19 protein-coding genes and 1 pseudogene are annotated in these 25,100 nt (G+C 71.6%); 14 read left to right on the top strand and 6 right to left on the bottom strand.

Annotation, left to right across the window (positions count from 1 at the left end; translation table 11 throughout):
- The first annotated feature begins 122 nt into the window (after nt 1-122).
- Both ACFYNP_RS16070 and ACFYNP_RS16065 read left to right on the top strand, forming a co-directional pair.
- Nucleotides 123-3,305: a GH92 family glycosyl hydrolase gene (locus ACFYNP_RS16070; protein ID WP_388785931.1), complete on the top strand. Its 3,183-nt coding sequence runs from the start codon at nt 123-125 to the stop codon at nt 3,303-3,305.
- Between the two features lie 179 nt (nt 3,306-3,484).
- On the top strand, nt 3,485-4,477 hold the full coding sequence (locus tag ACFYNP_RS16065; RefSeq protein WP_388409370.1) for a zinc-binding dehydrogenase: 993 nt from the start codon (nt 3,485-3,487) through the stop codon (nt 4,475-4,477).
- Between the two features lie 66 nt (nt 4,478-4,543).
- Here the strand turns inward: ACFYNP_RS16065 and ACFYNP_RS16060 are convergent, their stop codons facing one another.
- Complete coding sequence (locus ACFYNP_RS16060; protein ID WP_388785929.1) at nt 4,544-7,096, bottom strand: bifunctional serine/threonine protein kinase/MFS transporter; 2,553 nt, start codon at nt 7,094-7,096, stop codon at nt 4,544-4,546.
- Between the two features lie 365 nt (nt 7,097-7,461).
- On the opposite strand from ACFYNP_RS16060, the gene ACFYNP_RS16055 reads away from it, so the two are divergent.
- From ACFYNP_RS16055 to ACFYNP_RS16040, 4 genes are all read left to right on the top strand, one after another.
- Nucleotides 7,462-8,256: a PIG-L family deacetylase gene (locus ACFYNP_RS16055; protein ID WP_388785928.1), complete on the top strand. Its 795-nt coding sequence runs from the start codon at nt 7,462-7,464 to the stop codon at nt 8,254-8,256.
- Between the two features lie 81 nt (nt 8,257-8,337).
- Nucleotides 8,338-9,579, top strand: coding sequence for a styrene monooxygenase/indole monooxygenase family protein (locus tag ACFYNP_RS16050; RefSeq protein ID WP_388785926.1), 1,242 nt, complete (start codon nt 8,338-8,340; stop codon nt 9,577-9,579).
- A gap of 145 nt (nt 9,580-9,724) precedes the next feature.
- A complete protein-coding gene (locus ACFYNP_RS16045) occupies nt 9,725-10,771 on the top strand; it encodes a tetratricopeptide repeat protein (RefSeq protein ID WP_388785925.1) in 1,047 nt (348 codons plus the stop codon).
- Between the two features lie 59 nt (nt 10,772-10,830).
- Nucleotides 10,831-11,946, top strand: coding sequence for a polyprenyl synthetase family protein (locus ACFYNP_RS16040; RefSeq protein WP_388785923.1), 1,116 nt, complete (start codon nt 10,831-10,833; stop codon nt 11,944-11,946).
- A 25-nt stretch (nt 11,947-11,971) separates the two neighbouring features.
- On the opposite strand, the gene ACFYNP_RS16035 is transcribed toward ACFYNP_RS16040, so the two are convergent.
- Nucleotides 11,972-13,024 carry an isopenicillin N synthase family dioxygenase gene (locus tag ACFYNP_RS16035; protein ID WP_388409756.1) on the bottom strand — a complete coding sequence of 351 codons (1,053 nt, stop codon included), beginning with the start codon at nt 13,022-13,024 and terminating at the stop codon, nt 11,972-11,974.
- A gap of 534 nt (nt 13,025-13,558) precedes the next feature.
- On the opposite strand from ACFYNP_RS16035, the gene ACFYNP_RS16030 reads away from it, so the two are divergent.
- Nucleotides 13,559-14,122, top strand: a complete 564-nt coding sequence (locus ACFYNP_RS16030; protein WP_388785921.1) for a GNAT family N-acetyltransferase — start codon at nt 13,559-13,561, stop codon at nt 14,120-14,122.
- 116 nt (nt 14,123-14,238) lie between these two features.
- Here the strand turns inward: ACFYNP_RS16030 and ACFYNP_RS16025 are convergent, their stop codons facing one another.
- Nucleotides 14,239-14,697, bottom strand: coding sequence for an SPW repeat protein (locus tag ACFYNP_RS16025; protein ID WP_388409352.1), 459 nt, complete (start codon nt 14,695-14,697; stop codon nt 14,239-14,241).
- A 321-nt stretch (nt 14,698-15,018) separates the two neighbouring features.
- On the opposite strand from ACFYNP_RS16025, the gene ACFYNP_RS16020 reads away from it, so the two are divergent.
- A complete protein-coding gene (locus ACFYNP_RS16020) occupies nt 15,019-15,969 on the top strand; it encodes a class I SAM-dependent methyltransferase (protein WP_388785919.1) in 951 nt (316 codons plus the stop codon).
- Between the two features lie 110 nt (nt 15,970-16,079).
- On the opposite strand, the pseudogene ACFYNP_RS16015 reads toward ACFYNP_RS16020, so the two are convergent.
- The 3 genes and pseudogenes from ACFYNP_RS16015 to ACFYNP_RS16005 form a co-directional block, all read right to left on the bottom strand.
- Nucleotides 16,080-16,337, bottom strand: a pseudogene (locus tag ACFYNP_RS16015) (esterase); the annotation flags it as partial.
- 137 nt (nt 16,338-16,474) lie between these two features.
- A complete protein-coding gene (locus ACFYNP_RS16010) occupies nt 16,475-16,840 on the bottom strand; it encodes a MerR family transcriptional regulator (RefSeq protein WP_388409348.1) in 366 nt (121 codons plus the stop codon).
- A gap of 110 nt (nt 16,841-16,950) precedes the next feature.
- The gene (locus ACFYNP_RS16005; RefSeq protein WP_388785917.1) at nt 16,951-17,430 is read right to left on the bottom strand and encodes a GNAT family N-acetyltransferase; all 480 of its coding nucleotides are present in this window, start codon (nt 17,428-17,430) and stop codon (nt 16,951-16,953) included.
- Nucleotides 17,431-17,549: 119 nt separating this feature from the next.
- On the opposite strand from ACFYNP_RS16005, the gene ACFYNP_RS16000 reads away from it, so the two are divergent.
- The 6 genes from ACFYNP_RS16000 to ACFYNP_RS15975 all read left to right on the top strand — a co-directional run bounded on the left by ACFYNP_RS16000 (nt 17,550) and on the right by ACFYNP_RS15975 (nt 25,092).
- Entirely contained in the window at nt 17,550-18,791 is a 1,242-nt protein-coding gene (locus tag ACFYNP_RS16000) for an RNA polymerase sigma factor (protein WP_388785915.1), read from the top strand.
- A gap of 169 nt (nt 18,792-18,960) precedes the next feature.
- The gene (locus tag ACFYNP_RS15995; protein ID WP_388785914.1) at nt 18,961-19,602 is read left to right on the top strand and encodes a formylglycine-generating enzyme family protein; all 642 of its coding nucleotides are present in this window, start codon (nt 18,961-18,963) and stop codon (nt 19,600-19,602) included.
- A gap of 133 nt (nt 19,603-19,735) precedes the next feature.
- On the top strand, nt 19,736-20,548 hold the full coding sequence (locus tag ACFYNP_RS15990) for a class I SAM-dependent methyltransferase (protein ID WP_388786275.1): 813 nt from the start codon (nt 19,736-19,738) through the stop codon (nt 20,546-20,548).
- A gap of 727 nt (nt 20,549-21,275) precedes the next feature.
- Nucleotides 21,276-23,171 (top strand): bifunctional metallophosphatase/5'-nucleotidase, encoded by a 1,896-nt coding sequence (locus ACFYNP_RS15985; protein ID WP_388785913.1) that lies wholly within the window; start codon nt 21,276-21,278, stop codon nt 23,169-23,171.
- Between the two features lie 178 nt (nt 23,172-23,349).
- Nucleotides 23,350-24,585, top strand: coding sequence for an SLC13 family permease (locus tag ACFYNP_RS15980; protein ID WP_388409748.1), 1,236 nt, complete (start codon nt 23,350-23,352; stop codon nt 24,583-24,585).
- A 9-nt stretch (nt 24,586-24,594) separates the two neighbouring features.
- A complete protein-coding gene (locus ACFYNP_RS15975) occupies nt 24,595-25,092 on the top strand; it encodes a universal stress protein (protein ID WP_388409341.1) in 498 nt (165 codons plus the stop codon).
- Nucleotides 25,093-25,100: the final 8 nt, after the last annotated feature.

Here is a 25,100-nt window from a genome sequence, read left to right as displayed (position 1 = left end):
GTCAGGGACACCTCAACAATCCTGAGTTGATTGGTAACGTTCACATGCACACCGAGCATCCTCCGTCCCGAGGCCGCCCGCCGGACGGCGAGCGGTCCCTTGCGAGAAGGTGGTCCCCCCTCGTGCTCCGCTCCGTGCCCCCCTCCGGACCCACGGTCCGGCCAAGACGTCCTTCCCGGGGCGTCAGCGCGTTCAGTGCGCTGGCGCTCTCCGCCCTCGGGCTCGTCGGCCTCGCCGCCGCGGTGCCCGCCCATGCGGCGGCGCTTCCGCTGACCCAGTACGTCGACCCGTTCATCGGCACCGACGACAGCAACGCCCCCAACCCCGTGCCCGGCGGCGCCGGCGGCAGCACCTATCCCGGCGCCGTGGTTCCGTTCGGCGGGGTGCAGTTCGGTCCCGACACCCCCACCGCCTCCCCCTCCGGCTACCGCTACAAGGACACGTCCGTCGAGGACTTCAGCCTCACCCACTTCGACGGAGCCGGCTGCCCCAACAACGAGGACCTGCCGCTGCTGCCGGTCACCGGCGCGCTCGGCAGCTCACCCGGCACCAACTGGACGAGCTACGCGTCCGGTTACACCAAGGCGAACGAAGTCGCCAAGCCCGGCTACTACAAGACGCGCCTGGACCGCTACGCCACCGACGTCGAGCTGTCCGCCACCACCCGCACCGCCATGGGCAAGCTGACCTACCCGTCCTCGACGGCATCCCGGCTGCTGATCAACACCGGCCGCAGCGCCACCGGCAACCGCGCCGGCTCTGTGCACATCAACGGCAACGAGCTGACCGGCAGTGTGACGGCCGGGGGGTTCTGCGGCTCGTCCAAGACGTACCAGATCTATTTCGACGTGCGCTTCGACCGGACGCCGACCGGCTTCGGCACCTGGTCCGGCGGCACCGTCAGCGACGGTTCGGCCACGGCCTCCGGTACCAACACGGGCGCCTACGTCACCTTCGACACCAGCAGCAACGCGACGGTCCAGTTCAAGGTCGGTCTGTCGTACGTGAGCGTCGCGGGTGCACAGGCCAACGTCGGTGCGGAGAACGCCGGTTGGGACTTCGGCGCGGTCCGCACCGCCGCTGACACCGCCTGGAACCAGATGCTCAACAGGGTCCAGGTCTCCGGCGGCAGCGCCGAGGAACGGCAGAAGTTCTACACCGCGCTGTACCACGTGCTCCAGAGCCCCAACATCTCCAGCGATGTCAACGGTGACTACCGGGGCTTCGACAACGCCGTGCACAACTCGTCGCGACCGGTGTACCAGAACTACTCGGGCTGGGACATCTACCGCTCGTGGGCCTCGCTCATCGCCCTCATGGCCCCGACCGAGGCGAGTGACATCGCCAAGTCGATGGTCCTGGACGGCCAGCAGGGCGGACTGCTGCCCAAGTGGTCGCAGCAGACGAATGAGGACTTCGTGATGACGGGCGATCCCGGCCCGATCATCGTCAGCAGCCTGTACGCCTTCGGAGCCCGCGACTTCGACACCGCGGCCGCCCTGTCCCTGATGGAGAAGGCGTCCAACGGCGGTACCGCGCAGGGCAGCGCGATCCGCGGCCGCCAGTCCACGTACACCAGTCTGCACTACCTCGACGACCCCTCGGACTCTCTCGAATACTCGGCGTCCGACTTCGCGGTGGCCCAGTTCGCCAAGGCGCTCGGCAACACGTCGAGCTACAACACCCATATGGGACGCGCCCAGTGGTGGCGCAACACCTTCAACCCCGAGTCGTCCTATGTGCAGCAGCGCCAGAGCGACGGCTCGTGGACCTGGCCGCTCGACCCGGCCAGCCAGTCCACGTTCACCGAGGGCAACGCCTCCCAGTACACCTGGATGGTGCCGTACGACTTCTCCGACCTGATCAACTCCATGGGCGGCCCCGGAACCGCCGTCCAGCGCCTCGACCACCACTTCACCGAGGTCAACGCCGGTCAGAGCAGGCCCTATTACTACATAGGGAACGAGCCCGAGCACGGGGTGCCGTGGGCCTACAACTACGCACGCCACCCGGCGGGCGCCACCGACGCCGTGCGCAAGGTGATGGCCGAGTCCTTCACCACCGGTGCCGGCGGACTGCCCGGCAACGACGACCTCGGCGCGACATCGGCCTGGTACGTGTGGGCCGCGCTCGGCATGTATCCCGCGACTCCGGGTGCGGACACGCTGGCCGTGCACGGGCCCCAGTTCCCGTCCATCCTGATCCAGCGGGCGGCCGGCAACATCACCATCAACAGTTCCGGCAGCGGGCCCTATGTGCAGGCGCTCGACGTCAACGGCAGCTCCACCAGCCACAGTTACCTGCGCTACCCGGACGTCGCGGGCGGCGCGACCCTGAACTACACCATGGGAGCCGCGCCCAGCGGCAGCTGGGGCACCGGTGCCTTTGACGTGCCGCCGTCGTTCCAGGACGGGGCCGTCCCGGTGCCCGCGGCGCCGGACCTCGGCGCCAACCTCGCGCTGGGCAAGCCGGTCACGGGGTCGGCCGGCTGCGCCACGGCGGAGTCGGCCGACAAAGCGGTGGACGGCTCGCTGGCCCACAACAGCAAGTGGTGCTCGTCCGCGGCGAACCCCTCGCTCCAGGTCGACCTCGGAGCGGTGCACGACGTCTCCTCGTTCGTGGTCAAGCACGCCGGTCTGGGCGGCGAGAACACCGGTTGGAACACCGGCGCCTTCCAGATCCAGACCAGCACCGACGGCACCGCCTGGACCACCGCCGCCACCGTCACCGGATCGCGCTCCAGCCGGACCTACCATCCCGTGTCGGTCCGGCCGGCCCGCTACGTACGCCTCCTCGTCACCAGCCCCGCCAACACCAGCGGCGGCGGCAGCGACGCGGCCCGCGTCTACGAGCTGGAGGTCTACGGGTCGAGCGGCGGCAGCCGGGACCTCGCGACAGGGCGGCCGGCCACCGGCTCGGCGTCCTGCAACGCCACGGAGACCCCGGACAAGGCGGTCAACGGCAGCTTCACCGGCGGCACCGGCGACAAGTGGTGCTCGAAGGCCTCCGGCACCAAGACCCTCCAGGTCGACCTGGGTGCGTCCCATCCGCTGACGTCGATCACCGTGCGCCATGCGGGCGCGGGCGGCGAGAGCGCGGACTGGAACACCAAGGACTACGACCTGAGCGTCTCCGCCGACGGCACCACCTGGACCACGGTGGCCCAGGTGCGCGGCAACACCGCCGATTCCACGACCAGCACGGTGACCGCGTCGGCCCGTTATGCGCGCCTCGCGGTCCTCACGCCGACCCAGAACGGTGATCCGGCAGCCCGCATATACGAGGTGGAGGTCAACGGAAGCTGATCGTCCTCGCGGCGGCCCGTCCAGCACCCGGGACGGGCCGCTGTTGGCATGTCCACGTAGGTCATATGGTGATTCGTCCATCAATTCGAATCACGCGCATAAAGCACCTCCGCCGTGGGAATTCAACCACCAGAGCAGGGAACAACTGTACGACGTGGGTGCAAAGGTGGGATGGGCACATGAAGGCCATACGGTTCGCGGGTGCGGGTCGGCCGCTCAACTTCGAAACCGTTCCGGACCCGGAGCCCGGGCCCGGATGGGTGGTCGTCGACATCGAGGCGGCCGGGCTCTGCCACTCCGACCTGCACATCATGAGCGGTATGGACCTCGGTGACCTCACCGTCAAGTCGCCGGTGACCCTGGGGCACGAGGGCGCCGGGGTGATCTCCTCGGTCGGCGACGGCGTACGGGACTTCGAGGTGGGGGACCGGGTGGGCATCGCCCTGGTCTCGCACCCGATGGAGGAGGCCCTGTTCGCACCCGGGGTGGGGCACGACGGCGCGTTCGCCGAGCAGGAACTGGCCCATGTCTCCACACTGGTCCACATACCCGACAACGTCACCTTCGCGGAGGCCGCGGTGGCCACCGACTCGGTGGCCACCGCCTATCACGCGGTGCGGACGGCCGGCTCGGTCGGCCCGGGCCGGACGGTCGGGGTGATAGGTCTCGGCGGCCTCGGTCTCAATGGCGTGCGCATCGCCAAGCTGCTCGGCGCGACCGTGTACGGAGTCGATGTGAATCCCTCCACCTTCGGCCCGGCGACGGAGGCCGGAGCCACGGCCTGCTTCCCGGACGTCCACCGGCTCACGGCCCAACGCCCGGATGTGATAGTCGACTTCGCGGGCCTGCCGGCCACGGCCGCGGCCGCGGTGGAGTGCGTGCGGCCGGGCGGCTGTGTGGTGCTCGTGGGCCTGGGCGGCGCCGTCGCCCCGATCCCGATCACCTCCCTGGTGATGCGCAACGTCCAGCTCGTCGGCTCCCTCGGCGCGAGCAAGGACGAACTGCGGGAGGTGTACGACCTCATGGCGAGCGGTGCGCTCAAGCCTGCCGTGCAGGAGGTTCCGTTCGCCGAACTCCCGGCGGCGATGGACCGGTTGGCCCGGGGCGAGGTCCGCGGCCGCCTCTACACGCGCCCGCGTGCCGACCTCCGCGTGTCCGTGGACGCCGCCTGAGGGGGCCCGCCGGAATCCCGGTGGGCCGGAAGGGATGTGCGCCGGGTACCCGCCCCGCGCGCCTCCTCAGCGTGCGAGGGATCCCGCCGTCGGCCTGGACCTGACCAGTAGGGCGGCGACGATCCCGGCGAGCAGGGTCAGCCCCACCGACCACCACAGCGTCTGCGTGTAACCGTCCAGCATGCCCTGCCGCACCACGCCGGAGAGCGACGGCGGGAGCGCCACCGGGCTGACGGTCCGGCCGCCCCGGACCGCGTCGACGACACTCGGCGGAACGCCCGGCGTGGCCTGTAGGCGGGAAGCCACGCCTGCCGAGAGGAGGCCCGCCAGCAACGCCGTGCCGAGCGCACCGCCCAGCTGCCCGGCCATGCCGACCAGTGCCGCGCCCCCGCCGGTGTCCGGCACGGAGACGGGGGAGGTGGCGAGGGAATAGAGCGGCATCAGGGCCATGCCGAGGCCGAGCCCCGCGACGAGCATGCCCGGCAGGGCGAGCGTGGCGTACCCGCTGTCGGGGCCGAGCCGTGTCAGCAGTCCCAGCCCGGCCGTGGCGAGCAGCAGCCCGGGCACGATCAGGGTGCGTGCCGGGGCGCGGTGTACGAGCCGTGCTGAGACCTGGGCGCCGAGGACGATCGCGGCGACAGCGGGCAGTATGTGCACGGCGCTCGTCATGGGGGATTCGCCGAGGAAAGTCTGGAAAACGGCGCTCAGTACCGTGAACAGGGCGAACGTGCCCGTGCCTGCCAGGAGCAGGGCGAGCAGGGAGCCGAGGCGGTCGCGGTCCGTCAGAGCGGCGGGCGCGAGGAGCGGTGCTGCCGCCTGGAACTGCCAGAACGCGAAGGCCGTGAGCAGCGCGACGCCGACGGCGACCGGACCGAACACCGGGAGGTCGGCCCAGCGGTGCTGCGCGGATTCGGCCAAGCCGTACACCAGGGCGGCGATGCCGCAGCAGCCCAGCGGTACGCCCAGCGCGTCGAAGCGGCGCACGGCGTGCACCCGGTGGTCGGGCACGAGGGTGGCCACGCCGAGCAGAGCGATCAGCGCCAGCGGGACATCGGCGTACAGGGACCACCGCCAGCTCGCGCTCTCCGACAGCAAGCCGCTGGTGAACAGGCCCACGCACGAGCCGCCCGCGGCGACCGCCGCATAGATGCCAAAGGCCCTGCCGCGTGCCCGGGGTTCGGGGAAGGCGGCCGCCACCCAGCCCAGCGCGGCCGGGGCCAGGAGCGCGGCGAAGGCACCCTCCAGGGCGCGGGCCAGGATCAGTACCCCGAACGAGGGGGCCGCACCGCCGATCGCCGCGGCCACGGCGAACCCGAGCAGGCCGAGGATCAGCATGCGCTTGCGGCCCACCAGATCCGCGAGGTGTCCGCCGAGCAGCAGCAGACCGCCGAAGGTCAGTCCGTACCCCGTGAACAGCCAGTTCAGCTGGGAGGCGTTCGCGCGCAGCTCGACCATGACGGAGGGCACCGCCGTGCTGAGGGCCGCCCCGTCGACCAGCACGAGCAACTGCACCAGGGCGACCACCGCCAGACCCCACCAGCGTCTCGGGCTTGGCGGCGTCGCAGGGACCGCCGCGGGGGCCGTCTCCAGGGCAGGTGCGAAACCCTGGGCGGGCACGGGAAACGTCGGGGCGTACGCGGGCGGTGGGGGAGTCGGCGACGGCACCGGTCCGGAGGGGACGCGAGGGTCGACCGGGGCCGCCGGTGCGGTGACGGACCGCTCCGGGGCGAAGTCCAGCAACTGGGCCGCATGGCGCCCGAGTTGGGCGAGCACCGCGCCCGGCAGCCACTCGCCGCCCGGGTCCGCCGCCGTGCGCCCGGCGATCTGGCGCGGGGTGGGCCGCCTGGCCGGGTCCTTGTCGAGGCACTGGCGTACGAGATCGAGCAGCGGCCCGGGCACGCCGGTCAGATCCGGCTCCTCCTCGGCGATCCGGAAGAGGTGGGCGTTGAGGCCGCTTTCGGCGGCGCCGAACAGCAGTCGGCCGGTCGCGGCGTGGACGAGCACGGCGCCCAGGCAGAACACATCGCTGGCCGGGGTGAGGGGCAGACCGCGCACCTGCTCGGGCGACATGAAGCCGGGGGAGCCGATCAGCATGCCGGTGCGGGTGTGCAGGCTGTCCCCGGTGAGGCTGTCCATGGCCCGCGCGATCCCGAAGTCGATCACCAGAGGCCCGTCCACCGTCACCAGGACGTTGGACGGTTTGAGGTCCCGGTGGATCAGACCCGCCTCGTGCACCGCCGCCAGGGCCAGCGCCAGGCGGTTGGCGAGGACGCGCACGGAGTGCTCGGGCAGCGGCCCGAAGTCCTTGCCGACCACGGTCGTCAGGTCGGGCCCCGGAATGTACTGGGTCGCGACCCAGGGCACCGGGGCCTCGGTGTCGGCGTCGAGCACATCGGCCGTCCAGGCGCCGCCCACCCGCCTGGCCGCCGCGACCTCGCGCGCGAAACGCCTGCGAAAGTCCGGGTGTTGGGCGTGCTCCTCCTGGACGACCTTGACGGCCACGGTCCGCCCGGCCTCGGAGCGGCCCAGGTACACCAGGCCCATGCCGCCCGCGCCCAGGCGGGCGATGAGACGGTAGGGGCCTATGTGGGTCGGGTCTGAGGAGATCAACTGGTCCACGGGGGAACCGTATTGCACGGTCGGGGCCGCGTCATGGGTTCCGCCCAAGACCTCGAAGCGGGGCCGAGGCGTCCCGCGCCCCGCCGTGTCCGTGCGCCGTCACTCCGAAGTCGAGCCCGGCGGAGCAGCCACTCCGGATCCGGGTCGTGCGGATCGCCGAGTCGCGAGGCACGCCAGAAGGGAAATGCGGGATCTTTGGGACATATACGCCAATAATCCGTCCCGTGAACGGGACAGCGGCAAGGCTGAGAAAGCTCGGACTTCGAGGCGCTTCGATGGTGTGCGGCCTGGCGATTCTGACGTGGGGGCAGGTCGCCGTACCGGCGAACTCGTCGGCTGCCCCGGCCCCGCCGTGCCGGAGCACCGTGTTCGCCGGGGTCGCGCACGAGGACGACGACCTCCTCTTCATGAGTCCGGACCTGGTCGCCGACCGGGGCAGGGGGGCCTGTCTCGACATCGTGTACCTCACCGCCGGCGACGCGGGAAGCCCCGGCACCCGGTACGTGCAACAGCGCGAGCAGGGAGTGGGCCAGGCCTACGCCCTGCTCGCGGGCGCGCCGAACGAGTGGCGGCGTGTGGACCGCAGGCACGGCGGGCGTACGGTCCGGGCCTTCGCGCTGCGGGTGCCGGCGGGCCGGCCCGGCGTGCGGGTCACCTTCCTGCGCCTGCCGGACGGGATCCACGACGGCTCGGGCACCCGTGCCCAAGCGGGCCAGAGCCTGCTCAAGCTCGAACGGGGAAGCATCCGCAGGATGACGTCCATGGACCACAGCGCGAGTTACGACGCGAAGGAACTCACCGCGATGCTGGCCTGGCTCGTCGCGGACTCGCACGCCAGGACCGTACGCACCCTGGACTACCGCAACACCGACTACGGCACCGGACCCAGGGGCGACCACAGCGACCACGAAGTCGCCGCACGGTTCGTGCAATCGGCCGCCGCCGCCCTCCCGGGACCGAAGCCCACCGTCATCGGGTACCGCGGTTACTCGATCAGCGCGATGCGCCCGAACGTCGCGGTCGAGCCGGCCCGCCGCAAGGAATCGGTCTTCCGGCGGTATCTGACCACGACCGAGTGCCCCAAGGGCTGCACCGACTACAAGGGCCCCCTGTCGGCGCTCTACCGGAACTGGATGCTCCGCCAGTACCCGACGGCTTAGCACCCCGCCTCGTCCAGGCAGCCCCGGGCGCCACCCGGTACAACGGGGGGAGTCGTCGGAGCGGATCAGGTGGAGGCAGGCGTGCGCAGGATCGCGATCATCGGAGCGGGGCAGGCCGGGCTTCAGCTGGCGCTCGGACTGCAGGGCGCGGACTACGACGTGACGCTCCACGCCGAGCGGACCGCGCAGCGGATCCGCGAGGGGCGGGTCACCTCGACCCAGCTCATGTTCGGCCCCGCCCTGGCACTTGAGCGGGCGGCCGGGCTGAACCTCTGGGACGAACGGGCGCCGGTGATGGGCGGCCTGGAGATGCGCCACCGGGACCCGGCCGAGGACGGCCGGCCCGCGCGCTTCACCGCCTCCTACGACGCGGAGGTCCGCTCGGTCGACCAGCGGCTCAAACTCTCCGCGTGGCTGGAGCTCTTCGGGTCACGGGGCGGCCGGGTGGTGTACGGGTCGGTCGCAGCCGAGGACGCCCCGGCGGTCGTCGACCGCCATGACCTCACGGTCGTCGCCGCCGGCCGAGGCGCCCTCTCGTCGCTCTTCGGCCGGGACGCGGCGCGCTCGGTCTACGACCGTCCGCAGCGCACGCTCGCCGCGTTCTATGCCGACGGCGTCACGGGCCGGGGCGACGAGACCGACGGGTATCTGCGGGTGTCCGGTACGGCGACGGCCGGGGACGCGATCGCCCTACAGGCCCTGACCGTGCACGGGCCGTGCGAAATCCTCCTCCTGGAGGCGAAGTTGGGCGGTCCCTACGACTGCTGGGCGGACCGGCCGGGCTCGCGCGAGGGCCTGAGCCGGGCGGTGGAGCTGCTGCGCGAGTACGCGCCGTGGGAGTACGAACGCTTCGCCCGGGCCGAACCCATCGATGAGGGAGCCGTGTTGTACGGCGCGATCACGCCCACGGTCCGGCACCCGGTGGGCTCGCTGGGGGGCGGCCAGTATGTCCTGGGAATGGCGGACGCGGTCGCCGTCAACGACCCGCTCACCGGCCAGGGCGCCAACAGCGCCGCCAGGGCGGCCGACGCCTACCTCCACGCGATCCTCAAGCACGGCGGGCGGCCCTTCGACGAGCGGTGGATGCGCGCGACCTTCGAGGACTACTGGAAACAGGCCCGCCATGTGCACGCCTTCACTGACCTGATGGTGCGTCAGCCACTGCCCGGCCATGTCGGCCGTGTGGTGGAGGCCGCGTACGAACACCCCGAGATCGCCCACCGCTTCGCCAACGGCTATGCGGATCCGGCCAGTTACCGTGACTGGCTGATGGACCCGGAGCGGGCCGACGCCTATCTGGCGCGGTTCTCCGGGTCCCGCTGAGGGCGGACCCGTTGCACCGGACGTCCGACTTCAGACGGACTCCACACAAGCTCTGAGGCTGACTCCCCGCACCCCGGTCGTCTCCTAGCTTCGTGATCAAAGGCGGAGCCCCCGGCTCCGTACCCCGACCCGAAGCGAGACGACCATGTACGGCAAGGCATTCGCCCCCGAATACCGGGGGACCCTGGGCGAGCTCTCGGTGAACACCTCACTGGAGGAGGTCCTGGCCAAGGCAGTCGGGGAGCAACGAAGGGCCGAACAGAGCCACAACGCGCTGGAGTTGGCGCACGCCGCGCTCGCCGTCGCCGAGGCGAGCAGGCGGCTCGGCCGCGTCGACCAGGCCGAACAGGCCTGGCAGGACAGCTATCGCGCGGCCGAGCGGGCGGCGGACCGGGGCGCGATGGCCTGGGCGGTGTGGAGCGGCGGCACCCTCGCCCGCCAGCGCGGCGACCTCGCGCTGGCGCGCCGGCGCCTGGCCGAGGCCGCCGAACTCGCGGAACAGGGCGACGACATCGTGGCCCGCGGCTACTCGCTGGCCGGTCTCGCGGAGACCGGCCGCATCCAGGGCGACTACGAGGCCGTGGGCCGACTCCATGAGCAGTTGCTCGCGGAGGCCCGGCGGCGCGGCGAGGCGCGGCACACGGTGTGGGCGCTCGAAGGCATCGCGCAGATGCACCGCAACACCGGCTCCTTCGACACCGCGCTGGCCCTGTTCGAGGAAGCGGCCCGGATAGCCAAGGACGCGGGGGACGACCGCGGCCGGGCCTGGGCGCTGCGGGGGCTGGCCGACGTCCGTTCCGCCCAGGGCGAGCCGGAGCGGGCCCTGGCCCTGCTGGCCGAGGCGGAGCCGCTCTGCCGCGAGGTCCAGCTGGTCGGCGCGCTGGCGTACAACCACAAGATGCGGGGCAACGTGCTGTACCGCGCGGGGCGTTATGCCGAGGCGGAGAGGGTGTACAGCGGGGCGCTCGCGGAGTTCCGCGCGATGGGGGAGCCACGCGGGGAGGCACTGTCGCGGCTCGGCCTGGTGAAGGCGAAAGCCCGGCAGGGGCGTTCGGCGGCACGGACCGCGGCCGATCTCGACGCCCTTGAACGCGCGCTCGCCGACATCGGGTTGCGGCATGCCGGGGACATGATCGCCAAGGCGCGCGCCGAGCTGGGCGTCGCCGCGCCCGACGCCGTACCCGCCCCTTGAACGCGGCTTCCGCGGCGTCCGCCGCAACTCCCCCTCGGCCCACGACAGGAACAGGACCCATGTTCCCCCAGACCGCCCTGCGCACCACCGACTCCCCGCGCCCGGCCCGGTACGGATCCGGGCCGGCGGAATCCGCCAACCGCTCCGCCCCCGGCCCGGCCGCCACCCTCGCGCGCTGCCGCGAACTCGTCGAACCGGCCCTGCGCGACGCGGTGCGGGGCCTGCATCCGGACCCGGGCCGCATCGCCGCGCACGCCTTCGGCTGGTGCGACACGGACGGCAGGCCCAGCGCCGGGAGCGGCGGCAAGGGGGTGCGACCGGCACTGGCCGTGCTCGGGGCCGAGGCGGTGGACGCGGGTGCCGATGTGGCGGTGCCGGCGGCCGTGGCGATCGAACTGGTCCACACCTTCTCGCTGATGCACGACGACATCATGGACGGGGACGAGCGCCGACGACACCGTGACAGCTCCTGGAAGGCGTTCGGCACGGGCCCCGCGGTCCTGGCGGGCGACGCCCTGTTCGCCCTGGCCGTCCGCACCGTGGCCGAGGTGGACGACGCGCGCGGCGGCCCGGCCGTGCGTCAACTGGCGTCCATGCTCTCGGAGTTGGTGCACGGCCAAGCCGACGATGTGCGGTTCGAGACGCGGCCGTGGACCGGCCGCGATGCCGTGAGCCTCGCCGAATACCGGGCGATGGCGACCCGTAAGACGGGCGCCCTGCTCGGCTGCGCCACGGCTCTCGGGCCGGTCCTCGCGGGTGCCCCGGCCCGGCTCTCGGAGACGCTCGCACAGGCCGGAAGGGAGTGGGGTCTCGCGTTCCAGGCGATCGACGACGTGCTCGGCATCTGGGGGGACCCCGCTGTCACCGGGAAGCCGGTGCACAGCGATCTGCGGCGGGGGAAGAAGACGTTGCCCGTGCTCGCCGCGACGGCCGCTGATCCCTCCCTCGGGTCTCGTCTGGAACGTCTGCTCGGCGGGGAGACGCCACCGGACGAGGCCGGGGTCAGGTGCGCCGCCGGCCTGATCGATCGGGCGGGCGGCCGCGACCGCGCCCTGCGGGAGGCGCGGGCCCGGGTCACCGCGGCGCGCGACCGACTGCGCGCGGCACCTTTGGTGACGCCGCGCGTGGACGAGCTGGTCGCCCTCTCGGAACTGCTTCTGGACCGCCAGGTGTGACGGTCCACCGCCTCGTCCTGCGCGGCTACGACGTGAGCGCCGAGCCCGCGAGCGGGCGCTCCGTGAGCAGCAGGTCGGCGTGGTGGCGGGCTGCCACCAGGGGATGGGCCCGCAGCTTGCCCTTGAGTTCGTTGCGGCCGTACTCGGCGAACAGCGGGTTCGCCGGGTCCGCGGTGGCGCCGGGCGCGTGTGCCGCGTACGGGAACGGCAGAGGCTTGATGTGGGCGTCCAGGCGCGGGTTGTAGAAGAACGGGACCGAGAAGCGCTCGGTGGCTCCGGGCGGGCTCACCACACGGTGGTTGGTGGCGAGCAGATAGCCGTTGGTCGCGACTTCGAGGAGCTCGCCCAGGTTGACCACGAAGGCGCCGGGCAGCGGCGGTACGTCGTGGAAGCGCCCGTCCTCACGCTGCACCTGGAGGCCGCCCACGGTGTCCTGGTGGAGCAGGGTGAGGAACCCGTAGTCCTTGTGCGCACCGACACCCTGCGCGGTGCCGTCGGCGGCGCTGCCCGGGTAGCGGACCAGCTTCAGATGCAGATGCGCCCGGTCGCCGAACACGTCGTCGTAGAAGTCCGGGGGCGCGCCGATGGCGGCGAGCAGTTCGTGCAGCAGCTTCTCGGCGACCGCGCTCAGCCGGTCGATCCAGTTCAGCGCCGCGGCGCGCAGTTCCGGCAGCGCGGCGGGCCACTGGTTGGGGCCTTCCAGCCACCAGTACGCGGGCTCGCCGGGGCCGGGTACACGGGCCGGCCGCTCGGCGCCTATGTCGAGCTGGTCGCGCCAGTCGCGGGAGCCGCCGGTGCGCTCGTCGCCGATGCGCGTATAGCCGCGGAAGTGGGGCGAGTTGACGTTGTCGATGGCGAGCCGGTCCGCCTCCGGCAGCCGGAAGAACGCCCGCATGGTGTCGTTGAGCGCGGCGGTCTCGGCGTCCGTGACGCCGTGCCCGACGAGCTGGAAGAAGCCGACGCCGTGCGCGGCACCGTGGAGCTGGGTGTGCAGCCGGCTGCGGGCCTCGGCACCGCGGTCGGCGGCGGAGAGGTCGATGATCGGCAGCTGCGAGGACACGTACGACATGGAAGCCATCCGCTGGGAGATGCCCCGGCCGGCGCGGGTAAGCGCGATCGCGGCACCGCCGGGGTCGGGCGGGCGCCACAGGGGCACGGGGAGGAGGAAAGGGGGCCTGGGTCAGCGATGAGTGCGACAGGCCATGCTCGTGACGCGGACGAAGTCCACGTGGCGGCGTCGAACGAGCAGAGGCATGACGCAAGGTTACGCCCGGGTGGCCCCCTGGGGATGTGATCACCCTCACACAGCATCCGCTGCCCCCTCTTTTCCGCTCGCGGCCCTCGGTGGGGGAGTGCTGTGCATCCTCGTCCGGGGAGCGGTCCGGGTGTAGGGGGCGGTCGGGGAGTTGGCCGATATGCGGACGCCGGCCCGGCCATGCGGGCCCCGATCCGCCGAGAAGTCGCCCGCGCCCGGTTTCCCACGGCCCGCAGCCGCGCGCGGTGACGGCGCCCGACCCGGCGCGGTCGCGGAGCAGCCGGCGGACCGGAGTCGTCCCTCACGTCGTCCCACCAGCGATCGACAGGACGACGTGGCGACGGCGAGGATTGCGGCGTGAACCCTCTTGAAGCCGAGTCCATCACGACCGCCCGGCTCGACCTCGTACCGCTGGGCATCGGCCATGCCGAGGAGATGGCCGAGGTCCTGTCCGACCCGGCGCTGCACGCCTTCATCGGGGGTGTGCCGGACAGCGCGGAGGCTCTCCGTGCCCGCTACGAGCGCCTGGCCGGGGGTTGCCCCGAGCCGGGGGTGTCCTGGCTGAACTGGGTGGTGCGGCTCCGGAGCGAGGGCCGCTTGACCGGCACGGTCCAGGCCACGGTCACCGCGTCCGGGCACGAGCGGGTCGCAGAGATCGCCTGGGTGATGGGAACCGCCTGGCAGGGCCGGGGCATCGCCACGGAAGCGGCCCGCGGACTCGTGGGGTGGCTCGACCGGCAGTCGGTGCGGACGGTGACGGCCCACATCCACCCCGGGCACCGCGCGTCCGAGGCCGTGGCCGCCGCAGCCGGGTTCGCGGTCACCGACGCGTGGCAGGACGGGGAGCGCGGGTGGCTGCGCCGGGCCGGTACGCACGCCGCCGACGCCCGCGCCGACTCCGGTGCGGAGTCCGGGAGTTGAGGCGCGAGCGCCATGCCTTGCGCATCCTGGGGGCAGCCTCGCCGGGCCGGGGCGACGACGGCGGGTCCTCGGGGAACCGGTGAGGACTCACCGCCGCCGGGGCCGGCCACCGGACGTCAGGTCGACCTGCGGGTTGTCGCCCTGCGGTTTCTCGACATCAGCATCCCGCCCGCGACGAGCGAGAACAGGCATACGCACGCGCCCGTGATGACGTTGCTGAGGATGGCTCCGGTGCCGGCGCTGCGCGCGACGACCCACGGAGAGACGATCAGCCAGGCTCCGAGGAGCAGGACCACGAAGTTCAGGTCCGTGGACCTCTCGGGGGCCATGGACATGCACAGGCCCAGCACCGCGAGGGCTATGCCGACGACCAGGTTGCTGAGGGCCAAGGTGGGCTTGGCGGCCGAGAAGTGGACCGTCCAGCCGGAGATCGCTGCGTAAATGCCGGCGAGGATCACGAGTTCCTCGACCGCTGCTACCCCTCGGGTTTCCATCACCCGGGCGTAGCGGTCCCGCATCTCCGATACATCGGGGTGCCCGGAGATATCACCGGGGCGGTGTGAGACGTCGGCCATACGACTCGCCTCCTTCTGAAGATCTGCACGTCTGGCCGCGCTGCGACAATATGTCGCGATCCCTATTGTGCGCTTACATCCCCTTTATGTGTAGTCGGGGGAAGGGTGGATCGGGATATTCCGCACATGTCGCCCTGTGTATTCCGGTCGACGCACAGGGTGTCCGTCATGTCCCTTCCGTTCCGGATCGCCGGCTGCCCGGGCGGCGAATCCGTGGACGAGGGCGGCTTTTGCGGCGCTGTACGGGGAGTTTCTGCCGGGGGTGCCGAGGCCATGCTCGGTGGTCACCTTCCGGTCATCTGGCAGGAGTAGGACCGGGCCATGTCACAAACGACGAGCGCACCGGTGACGTCCCCGGCCGGCTTCTCCGACGTCAAAGGCTGGTTCTGGCCGGCCGACCAACTGCTGTTCGACTGGTTCCTGAAGCGCCAGGACCGAGGCCCCGAACAGACCGGTGATCTGCTCGAACTCGGCGCCTATTTGGGCAAGAGCGCGATTTTCATCGGCGGATATCTGCGACCCGGCGAGGAGTTCACGGTCTGCGACCTCTTCGACTCACCGGCCCCCGACGACCCCAACAGTGCTGAAATGGGAAGGTCGTACTCGACTCTCACCCGGCGCGCCTTCGAAGCGAACTACCGCGCGTTCCATGAGCGGTTGCCCACGATCGTCCAGGCACCCACCTCGGTCATCGGCTCTCGCCTGAAGGCGGGCAGCTGCCGCTTCATTCACGTCGATGCCTCGCACCTGTACGAGCACGTCCACGGCGACATCCGGGCTGCCAGGGAACTCGCCGCCCCCGACGCGATCGTGGCCTTCGACGACTTCCGCGCCGAGCACTGCCCCGGGGTCGCGGCGGCGGTCTGGGGTGCGGTCGCGACGATGGAGCTGAAGCTCATCTGCATCACCGGCACGAAGGCGTACGGGACTTGGGGCGACCCCGAGCCGGCGCGTGCCGAACTGCTCGACTGGCTGTCCTTGCGCACGGATCTGTGGCACGGGGTGGAGGAGGTGGCCGGCGCACCGCTGATCCGGATCGACGGCAAGAAGGCCAAGGCGCCCACCCCGCCCCAGCCGCTGCGCCCCGCGCCGGAGACGCCGGAGACGCCGGAGACGCCGGAGACGCCGGAGACGCCGGAGACGCCGGAGGCACCGGGTGCTCCGGGTGCTCCGGGTGTGTCGACGGCCCCCAGGACGCCGACGGCCCGGCCCGTCACCCCCGCGCCCGCCGCCCGGGGCCTGCTCGCCCGCGCCCTCGGTCGCCGCCGCTGAGCAGGACGGCGGGAGAGCCGGGATACGGCCCCGGCCCCGCGCTCCGGGCGGCTCGACCGTACGAGCCGCCCGGTGACGGGGCCGGAGCCGCAACTGGTGTGCGCGGCCTAGTGGTTGACCACCACGCCGACGCCCTGCTCCTGTCCGAACAGGTCCGTCCAGGAGCCGAAGAACAGGAAGGAGTTGTTCGTCGCGAGCCCCACGGCGGCGAACACCAGGAACTGCGTCGCGATGAGCAGCCCAAGCCGGCCGATCACCGTCTTCCAGGTGTGACGTGACAGACGCGGCCACAACCAGATGGTGACCGCGAACATGACCACCGCGCAGAGCACGGTCAGTGCCAGCACCTTGTTACTCGTGAGACCCATGGGTCGATAGAACTCTCTGCCAGACGTTCCCCCGGGCGCGCCCGAGTGGCACCGCTCGGGGGTGCTCACGAGAGTAGACAGGGATGGAGCCGGATCCGTTCCAGCGAAATCCCCTCGAATGGGCCCCCGTCCGCTCCTCAGTCCCGCTTGCCGCTCACCGTGTCGAGGTACTCCGACACCGCGTCGCGATTGCGGATCAGGCAGTCGATGCGTCGCGTCATGCGGTCGCGTTCGAGGGTGAGCGTGGCGAGCATCTCCGGCGTGGCGTCCGGAAAGTGGATCGCCCGGGGTTTGTTGAGGCAGGGCAGGATCTGCTTGATGATGCGCGTCGGCAGCCCGGCATCGAGCAGACCCCGGATCTGCAGGACCCGGTCCACCAGGTTCTCCTCGTAGTTCCGGTAGCCGTTGGGGGAGCGGCTGGAGATGATCAGGCCCTGTTCCTCGTAATAGCGCAGCAGCCGACGTGATGTGCCGGTGCGCTCCGAGAGCTCGCCGATGCGCATGTGCCCCTCCTCGCGGACGTACGGATCGAGGCGCCGAGCCTCACACCGGTGTCACGGTGGGAGCGAGTGTAGGGCAGCGCGAAGGGGGTCATGGGGGCGCGGCCGGACGGTCAGAGGTTCCGTACGAAGCGGAGGCCCGGGCGCCCGTTCAACTCGATGTCCCCGGTGGGAGTGAACCCGGCACGGGCCAGGACGGCCCGGGATCCGGGATTGTCCAGGGTCGCTCTCGCCGTCAGCGAGGTGAGCCCGTACGTATCGCGGGCCAGCACACAGACCTCGCGGACGGACGCCGTGGCCAGTCCCCGCCCCGCCGCCCGCTCGGCGATCCGGTAGCCGAGCTCGGCCGAACCACCGTCCAGATCGAGCAGGTTGACGCGGCCGAGCACTGCCCCGCCGTCGCCCATCACCAGATGGAAGTAGCACGTGCCCACCTCCTGCTCGGCCAGCAGTGCACCGTGGCGGGCGTCGAACTCGGCGAAGTAGCCGTCGCCGCGGTCGGGAATCGACGCGGCGAAGTACGCGCGGTTCTCCCGCTCGAACTCCAGCAGGGCAGGACCGTGATCGGCGCGGAGAAGCTGGAGCTGGACCATGCCTCAAGGCTAAGCACCGGGGTGCTGTCGGCAGGCCCGGGGGTGGCATCCGATCCAGGGCACGGGACGCACCGCGTCGAGCTTGCCGCGCCCCTGCCGGGCTGCTCTGATGGGTGGCCGTGACGGCAGCGAGTGCGACCGAGACGGTCGAAGCGGTATTCAGGATCGAGTCCGCGCGGATCATCGCGGGGGTCGCCCGCATCGTGCGGGACGTGGGCATCGCGGAGGAGCTCGCGCAGGACGCGTTGGTTGCCGCACTGGAGCAGTGGCCCGCCTCAGGTGTTCCCGACAATCCGGGTGCCTGGCTCATGGCCACCGCCAAGCACCGCGCCATCGACCTGGTGCGCCGAAAGGAGGCGTACGCCCGCAAGCTGGCGGAGGTCGGGCGGGCGATCGAGGACTCCCCGCCGCCGGATCCGGCCCAGTTCGACGACCCCGACCGCATCGACGACGACCTGCTGCGGCTCATCTTCACCGCCTGCCATCCCGTGCTGTCCACCCCGGCCAGGATCGCACTCACGCTGCGGCTGCTCGGCGGACTGACCACGCAGGAGATCGCCCGGGCCTTCCTGGTCCCCGAACCCACCGTCGCCCAGCGCGTCGTCCGTGCCAAACGCTCGCTCGCCAAGGCCGGAGTGCCCTTCGAGGTGCCGTACGGGGCGGACCGGGACGCGCGGGTGTCCTCGGTCCTCGAAGTCATCTACCTCGTCTTCAACGAGGGGTATTCCGCGACGGCCGGCGACGATCTGGTGCGCCCGGCGCTGTGCGAGGACGCACTGCGACTGGCACGCGTCCTGGCCGCCCTGATGCCGAAGGAGCCCGAAGTCCACGGCCTGGCAGCCCTGTTGGAGTTCCAGGCTTCGCGCATCGCGGCCCGCACCGGGCCCGGCGGCCGGCCGGTGCTGCTCGCCGACCAGAACCGCGCCAAGTGGAACCGCCTGCTGATCCGGCGTGGTGTCGAGGCCCTGCACCGCGCAGGGGACGGTCCCTACTCCGTGCAGGCCGCCATCGCCGCGTGCCACGCGCACGCCGTCCGGTACGAGGACACCGACTGGGCGTCGATCGCCCTCCTGTACGGCCGGCTCATGACGATGACCCCGTCCCCCGTGATCGAGCTGAACCGGGCCGTCGCCGTCGCGATGGCCCAAGGCCCCGCGGCCGGACTGCTCCTGGTGGACGCCCTGGCGGACGAACCGGCCCTGCATGGCTACCACTTGCTGCCCAGCGTGCGGGGGGATCTCCTGGAACGCCTCGGCCGACGGGCCGAAGCCAAGGCGGAGTTCGAGCGAGCCGCCTCCCTGACCCACAACGCCCAGGAACGCGAACTGCTCCTGAAACGGGCCGAGTTGAACACATCGTAGGCAACAGACCTGCGCCAACGAGACCTGGACAACGGGCCTTGGCCCACGGAACTCGGGTGAAGGGTCTTGGCCTGTGGGTCTGGTCGACGAGCCCTGCTGAAAAGGGGTTTGGAGCCACCGCTGCTAGGCTCACCCGATCATGGTCATGGGTGGGGTAGTGAGAGACGCGATGGTCGCCGTACCCGGCGGCCGGGTGACGCTGTCGGACCGGCGGACCCAGCGCAGCTGGCAGGTGGACCTTCCGCCCTACCGGCTCGGGGCGTACCCGGTGACCCAGGCGCGCTACGCGGAGGTCACCGGCGCCCGGCCGAGCACCGCGCGGGGGGACCGGCTGCCCGTGGAGGGCGTCTCCTGGATGGACGCGGTCCAGTACTGCAACGCCCTCTCCCGGCAGCAGGGGTTGACCCCCGCCTATCGCGTGGCCGAGGGCGAGGGCGTCGAATGGGACGTGGAGGGCGACGGATACCGGCTGCCCAGCGAAGCCGAGTGGGAGCACGCGTGCCGGGCCGGCACGACGGCCGCGCGCTACGGTCCGCTCGACGCGATCGCCTGGCATCGCGGCAACTCCGCCGAGCGCCCGCACGAGGTGGGCGGCAGGCAGCCCAACGCCTGGGGGCTGCACGACATGCTCGGCAACGTGTGGGAATGGTGCTGGGACGTCTACGACGCCGAGGTCTACGGCAGCTACCGGGTGCTGCGCGGTGGCGGCTGGTTCGACGAGCCCTGGAGCTGCCGGGCCTCGGTGCGGCGCCGCAGCCACCCGACCTTCCGCATCGACGACGTGGGGTTCCGGGTCGCGCGCTCCGGCTGAACGACACGCCCAGACGGTGCGGTGCGGCGGTACTGGGGGGCGGCCGACGTGGGTAGGGTCGGAGCGGGACGGCGTCCGTGAGGGGGACCGGTTGAGCGACGAGAGCGATGGCTTCGATCCGGCTGTGCGGCGCATGATGTCGTCCAACGAGGCGAACTGGGACGCCCGCACCCCGGTCCACCTCGCCAGCCGCTTCTACGGAGTGGCCGACAAGAGCGCCGGCCCCGAGCGCTGGTTCGCCGACTACGAGTGGCGCGACCTCGGTGACCTCGCCGGGCGGGACGTCCTCCACCTCCAGTGCCACCTCGGCACCGAGACGATGGCGTTCGCCGCCCGTGGGGCCCGCACGGTGGGTCTCGACCTCTCCGGTGCGTCGGTCGCAGCGGCCCGTACGCTGGCCGCCGAAGCGGGCCTCGACGTCGCCTACGTCCAGGCCAACGTCTACGACGCCCGCCGGCACCTCCCGGGGCGGCAGTTCGACATCGTGTACACCGGCAAGGGCGCGCTCTGCTATCTCCCGGACCTGCCCCGCTGGGCCGAGACGGTCGCCACTCTCCTGCGCCCGGGCGGACGGCTCTACCTCGCCGAGTTCCACCCGCTGCTCAACTCCCTCGGCCCTTCGCCCGCTCCCGGTGCCGGGCCCGAACTGCTGCTGCGCAACGACTACTTGGGCGGCAAGGGGCCCGTGCGCCGCGACGCCACGTACACCTACACGGACGGTCCCGCCGTACAGGGCGCGACCGAATGCTACGAGTGGATGCACGGACTGGACGAGATCGTCGACGCCGTGCTCGGCGCCGGCCTGAGGCTCGGCCGGCTGCGGGAGAGCGACGAGCTCCCCTGGCCCCGCTGGCCGCAGATGGTCCCGACCCCGCAGGGCTGGTGGCGGCTGCCGGACAGCGAACCCCGGATCCCCTTGCTCTTCACGCTGACCGCCCACCGCTGAGTCCCGCGACGGCCCGCCTGGCCGGATCGCTCAACTCCCCTGCCGTCAGGTCGATTCGGAGCGGCGGTCGCGGGGGACACTGCCAGCAAGTGCATCTCCGCCGGGCGGTCGGCTCCTGTGCCGGCGCGGCGCGGGACGGCCAGTAGGCGGCCCCTGGCCCCAGCGCTCCAGACGTACACGGACCGCCGTGATGGGAACGGTCGAACCGTGCCGGGTGCGCGGAAACCCGGCGCGGAGTGGCGCCCTCCAGTGGGGCGCGGCGGGCACCGGCGAAGGGCGGCCTTCTGTGAGGAGAGGTCAGAGCCGATTAGCCCGCGGTGCCGCCGAAGCTCGCTCCGAGCGCACACTTCGCACCGGCACCGCATTCCGCGGGATCCTGACGTCCCTTCATGACGACGGCGTACTCGCCGGGTTGAGGGACGCCCGATTCAGTTCAGCAACTCGTCATGTGACACCACCACCGAGTTCCGCGCATCTTTCGCTCTTCGTGTGGTTCGTGCGCTTGAGTGGGGCATGTTGGCGATCCGGATTTCGGCGCCCTTCGTCCGGCGGCGTGTCGAGGGTTCGGCCATCTCGCCGTGTTGTATTCCTTGTGCCCGCAATCGGCGGATTCGTGTCACGCAGTTCTTCGGGCCGCCAGGTGGGGAGCCGGAACACCGCTCCCGGCATGGCCGCATAGCTTTCGAATGAGGGAGTCGAAATGTGGGGCGTGGGTCGACGGAGCTTCATGACCGTGGCGGGATCACTCGCGACGATGGCGGCGACCGGCACCTCGGCGCTGGCCAGCGGACACGCACGTGACGCCGAGACCGCCACCGAGTACGTGGACGTACAACTGCTCAGCATCACCGACCTGCACGGATACCTGGCGGGCCCGCCCGCGAGCGACGCCGTCATCACGGGCGCGGGCGGCGAACAGTTCACCGTCGGCGGTGTGCCCTACCTGGCCACCCACCTCAAGAACCTCCGGGCCGGCCGCACCAACACGCTGTTCTTCGGACAGGGCGATCTGTTCTCGGGCTGGGCGTGGCCGGCCGAGTCGCTGGCCGACGAACCCACCATCGAGGCGCTCAACCGGATGAAGCTCGACTTCTCGACCGCCGGGAACCACGAGTTCGACCGCACCCCCGGATTCCTGATCAACCACATGGAACACGGCAGACCGTACGCCGGAGCGGGCTGGACGAACAGTTTCCCCGACTCCACCGGACGGACCTTCCCCGGGGCGAACTTCCGTTACTACTCGGCCAACATGCTGTGGGGGAATACGGGAAAGACCGTTCTCCCGCCGATGAATGTCGAATGGGTGCAGGGGCCGAACGGGAAGCGCCTTCCGATCGGATTCATTCATCTGACGGTCACCGGCACCGATACCGGTTCCACGAGTTTCCAGACGGCACTGCGCATGACCGAGGAGCTGGCGACCGCGAACCGCTGTGCGGCACTGCTCAAGGCGCAGGGAGTCAACGCGATCGTGCTCAGCATGCACGACGGGGCGGTCGCCGGCAGCGACTTCAACAGCGGGAGCAACCCCTCGGGCCCGGCCTACGACCTGGCGCTCGCCGTCTCGTCCGACATCGACGCGATCGTCACCGGACACTGGCACTACGCGTTCAACATGATGGTCCCCGACCCCTCCGGCAAGCCGCGCCCGTTCGTCGAGGCGGGCTGCCACGCGCAGCTCATCAACGAGATCAACCTGCGCCTCGACCCGGTGACAGGCGAGGTCGTGCGGGAGCTGACCACCTCGACCAACCACCCCAACACCCATGATGTGACGCCCGACCCGGACCTCAAGGAGACGTCCGACTACTGGACCGGCTACGCCAACAACCGCGGCAACACCCGCATCGGCCGCCAGACGGCCTCGTTCACCCGGAGCCTGAACAGCTTCGGCGAGAGCACGATGGGCAACCTCACCGCCGACTGGGCGCTGTGGGCCGGGGGGCAGCCGCTGGACCCCTTCGACACGGGCAACATCCACCCGAACGTGCCCGCCCAGCTCGCCCTGATCGCGATCGCCCCCCGCCAGGGCTCCTGCATCATCAACGGCGACCTCACCATCGACGCGACCGTGCAGGGCGCCGTCTCCTACCGCAAGGCGTTCAACGCGGTGGGCTACGGAGACCCGATCGTCACGGCCACCGTCACCGGTCAGGTCATCCACGACACGCTCGAACAGCAGTGGAAGATGAAGGGGACCGTACTCACCTACGCCCCCCTCGCCGTGTCGCACAACGTGCGCTACACCTTCGACGCCGCCGGGGCGGTGGGCAACCGGGTGGCCCCGGCCGACGTCCTCATCGACGGCACCCCGCTCGACCCGAAGGCCTCGTACCGGATCGCCGTCACGGCCTACACACTGATCGGCGCGGACGACTACCCGGCGCTGCTCACCCACTCCCAGGCAGTTCGCCACACCCGGGACTTCGAGAGCTTCATCGCCTACGTCCAGAGCCAGGCCGTCCTCACCCCGGCCCCGCTCGGCCGGGTCGCCGCGCGCAACGGCGAGGCGCTGCGCGCGGACACGGGCCGGCTGCTGCCGGTGCCCCGGACGCGCAGCGCCGACGCCGGACCCCGGGTCGCCTCGGCCGGCACGGACGGCGGCGAGGGCCGCTGCTGACCTGCGCGCTGCCTCCTCCCCCGTACGCCGGTCGTGCGGGGGAGTGCCGGCGACTCACCCCTCCGGAGATCGCGCGGCGGTTCCCGGCGCGTAGGGTCGTCGCGGTGGTGTGGCAAGGGGCCCACCACCGCGATCGCCCGTTGCCCGGAGGCCGAACCTGAGTACCGTCACCGCCGAGATCGTGTCGGCCGTCCTCCTGATCGGCGTGCTCGCCTTCGCCGTGGTGCGCCCCCGCAACTGGCCGGAAGCCGTGGCCGCGCTTCCGGCGGCCGCGCTCGTGGTCGGGCTCGGCGCGGTCTCGCCCACCGAGGCCTGGCAGCAGACCCGCGATCTGCTGCCGGTGGTCGGATTCCTCGCCGCCGTCCTCGTACTGGCCCAACTCTGCGACGACGACGGGCTGTTCGCGGCCACCGGTGACTTCGTGGCCCGGGTCTGCGGCAGCAGCGCCCAGCGCCTGCTCGGCGGGATCTTCGCCGTCGCCGCCGTCATCACCGCCGTGCTCAGCCTGGACGCGACCGTCGTGCTGCTCACCCCCGTGGTGTTCGCGACGGCCGCCCGCGCCGGGGTCCGGGCCCGCCCGCATGTGTACGCGACCGCGCACCTGGCGAACTCGGCCTCCCTGCTGCTGCCCGTCTCCAACCTCACCAACCTGCTCGCCCTCGCGGCCAGCGGGCTCACCTTCACCCGGTTCGCGGCACTGATGGCCCTGCCGTGGCTCGCGGCCATCGCCGTGGAGTACGGGATCTTCCGGGTCTTCTTCCGCAGCGATCTGGCCGCCCGGCCGAGCGGCGGGCGGGCGCGGGACAGCACCCCGATGCCCGTGTTCACACTGGTGGTCCTCGCGCTGACGCTCGCCGGGTTCGTGGTCACCTCGTTCGCGGGCCTGAGCCCGGCCTGGGCCGCGCTCGCCGGCGCGCTCGTCCTCGCCGTACGCGGCCTGGTCCGGCGCCGCACCACACCCCGCGCACTCGTCGGCTCGGCCGGCATTCCGTTCTGCCTTTTCGTGCTCGGCCTCGGCATCGTCGTCAAGGCCGTCGTGGACAACGGTCTCGGCACCGCCATCGGGCATCTGCTGCCCGACGGCGACTCCCTGCCCGCCCTGCTCGCCGTCGTCGCCGTCGCCGCGGTCCTGTCGAACCTCATCAACAACCTGCCCGCCGTGCTCGCCCTGCTCCCCGTCGCCGCGCCGGGCGGTCCGGGGCCGGTCCTGGCCGTGCTCATCGGCGTCAACCTCGGACCGAACCTCACCTACGTCGGCTCGCTCGCCACCCTGCTGTGGCGGCGCATCCTGCACGAGCACGACGACGCGCCGGAACTCGGGCACTTCACCCGCCTCGGCCTGCTCACGGTTCCCGCCACACTGGTCGCGTCGACCGCCGCGCTGTGGGCGGCGCTGCACACGATCGGAGGCTGACCGCATTCCATGAGCGCCATCATCTGGATCACCGAGGGCACCTGGCCCGCCTGCGTGGACGCCGCCCGCGAGCACACCGCCGCGGACGACGACCTCGTACTCCTGCACGTGACCGACGACACCGTGGCCGAGGCCGCGCACGGAGCCTTCGCCGGACTCCTCGGACGAGGCCACCGCGAACGCGACCCCGGCACCCGCCTCGAAGACCTCTCCCGGGCCGCCGTCGACGACCTCTTCGCCGACGCCGAGCAGCGCCTGGGCCGCCCGGCCCGCCGCCTGGAGATGACCGGCCGCGCCGAACAGCGGGTCGTCCGCGCGGCGGAAGGAGCCGACCTCCTGGTCTGCGCCCGCGACGGCGACCGCGGCCACCTCGGGCCCCGCAGCCTCGGCCCGGCCACCCGGTTCGTCGTGGACCACGCGCCCTGCCCGATCCTGCTGGTCTGGCCCGACACGGCCCCGGGTCTCGGCTCGCTGCCGCCGCCACCGCCCGAGCACCCGCGGCCCTGAGCGGAAAC

The sequence above is a fragment of the Streptomyces sp. NPDC006691 genome (assembly GCF_042869955.1).
GTDB lineage: Bacteria > Actinomycetota > Actinomycetes > Streptomycetales > Streptomycetaceae > Streptomyces.
Note: the sequence above shows the minus strand (reverse complement) of the source record. Positions and strands in the feature narration are given on the sequence as shown.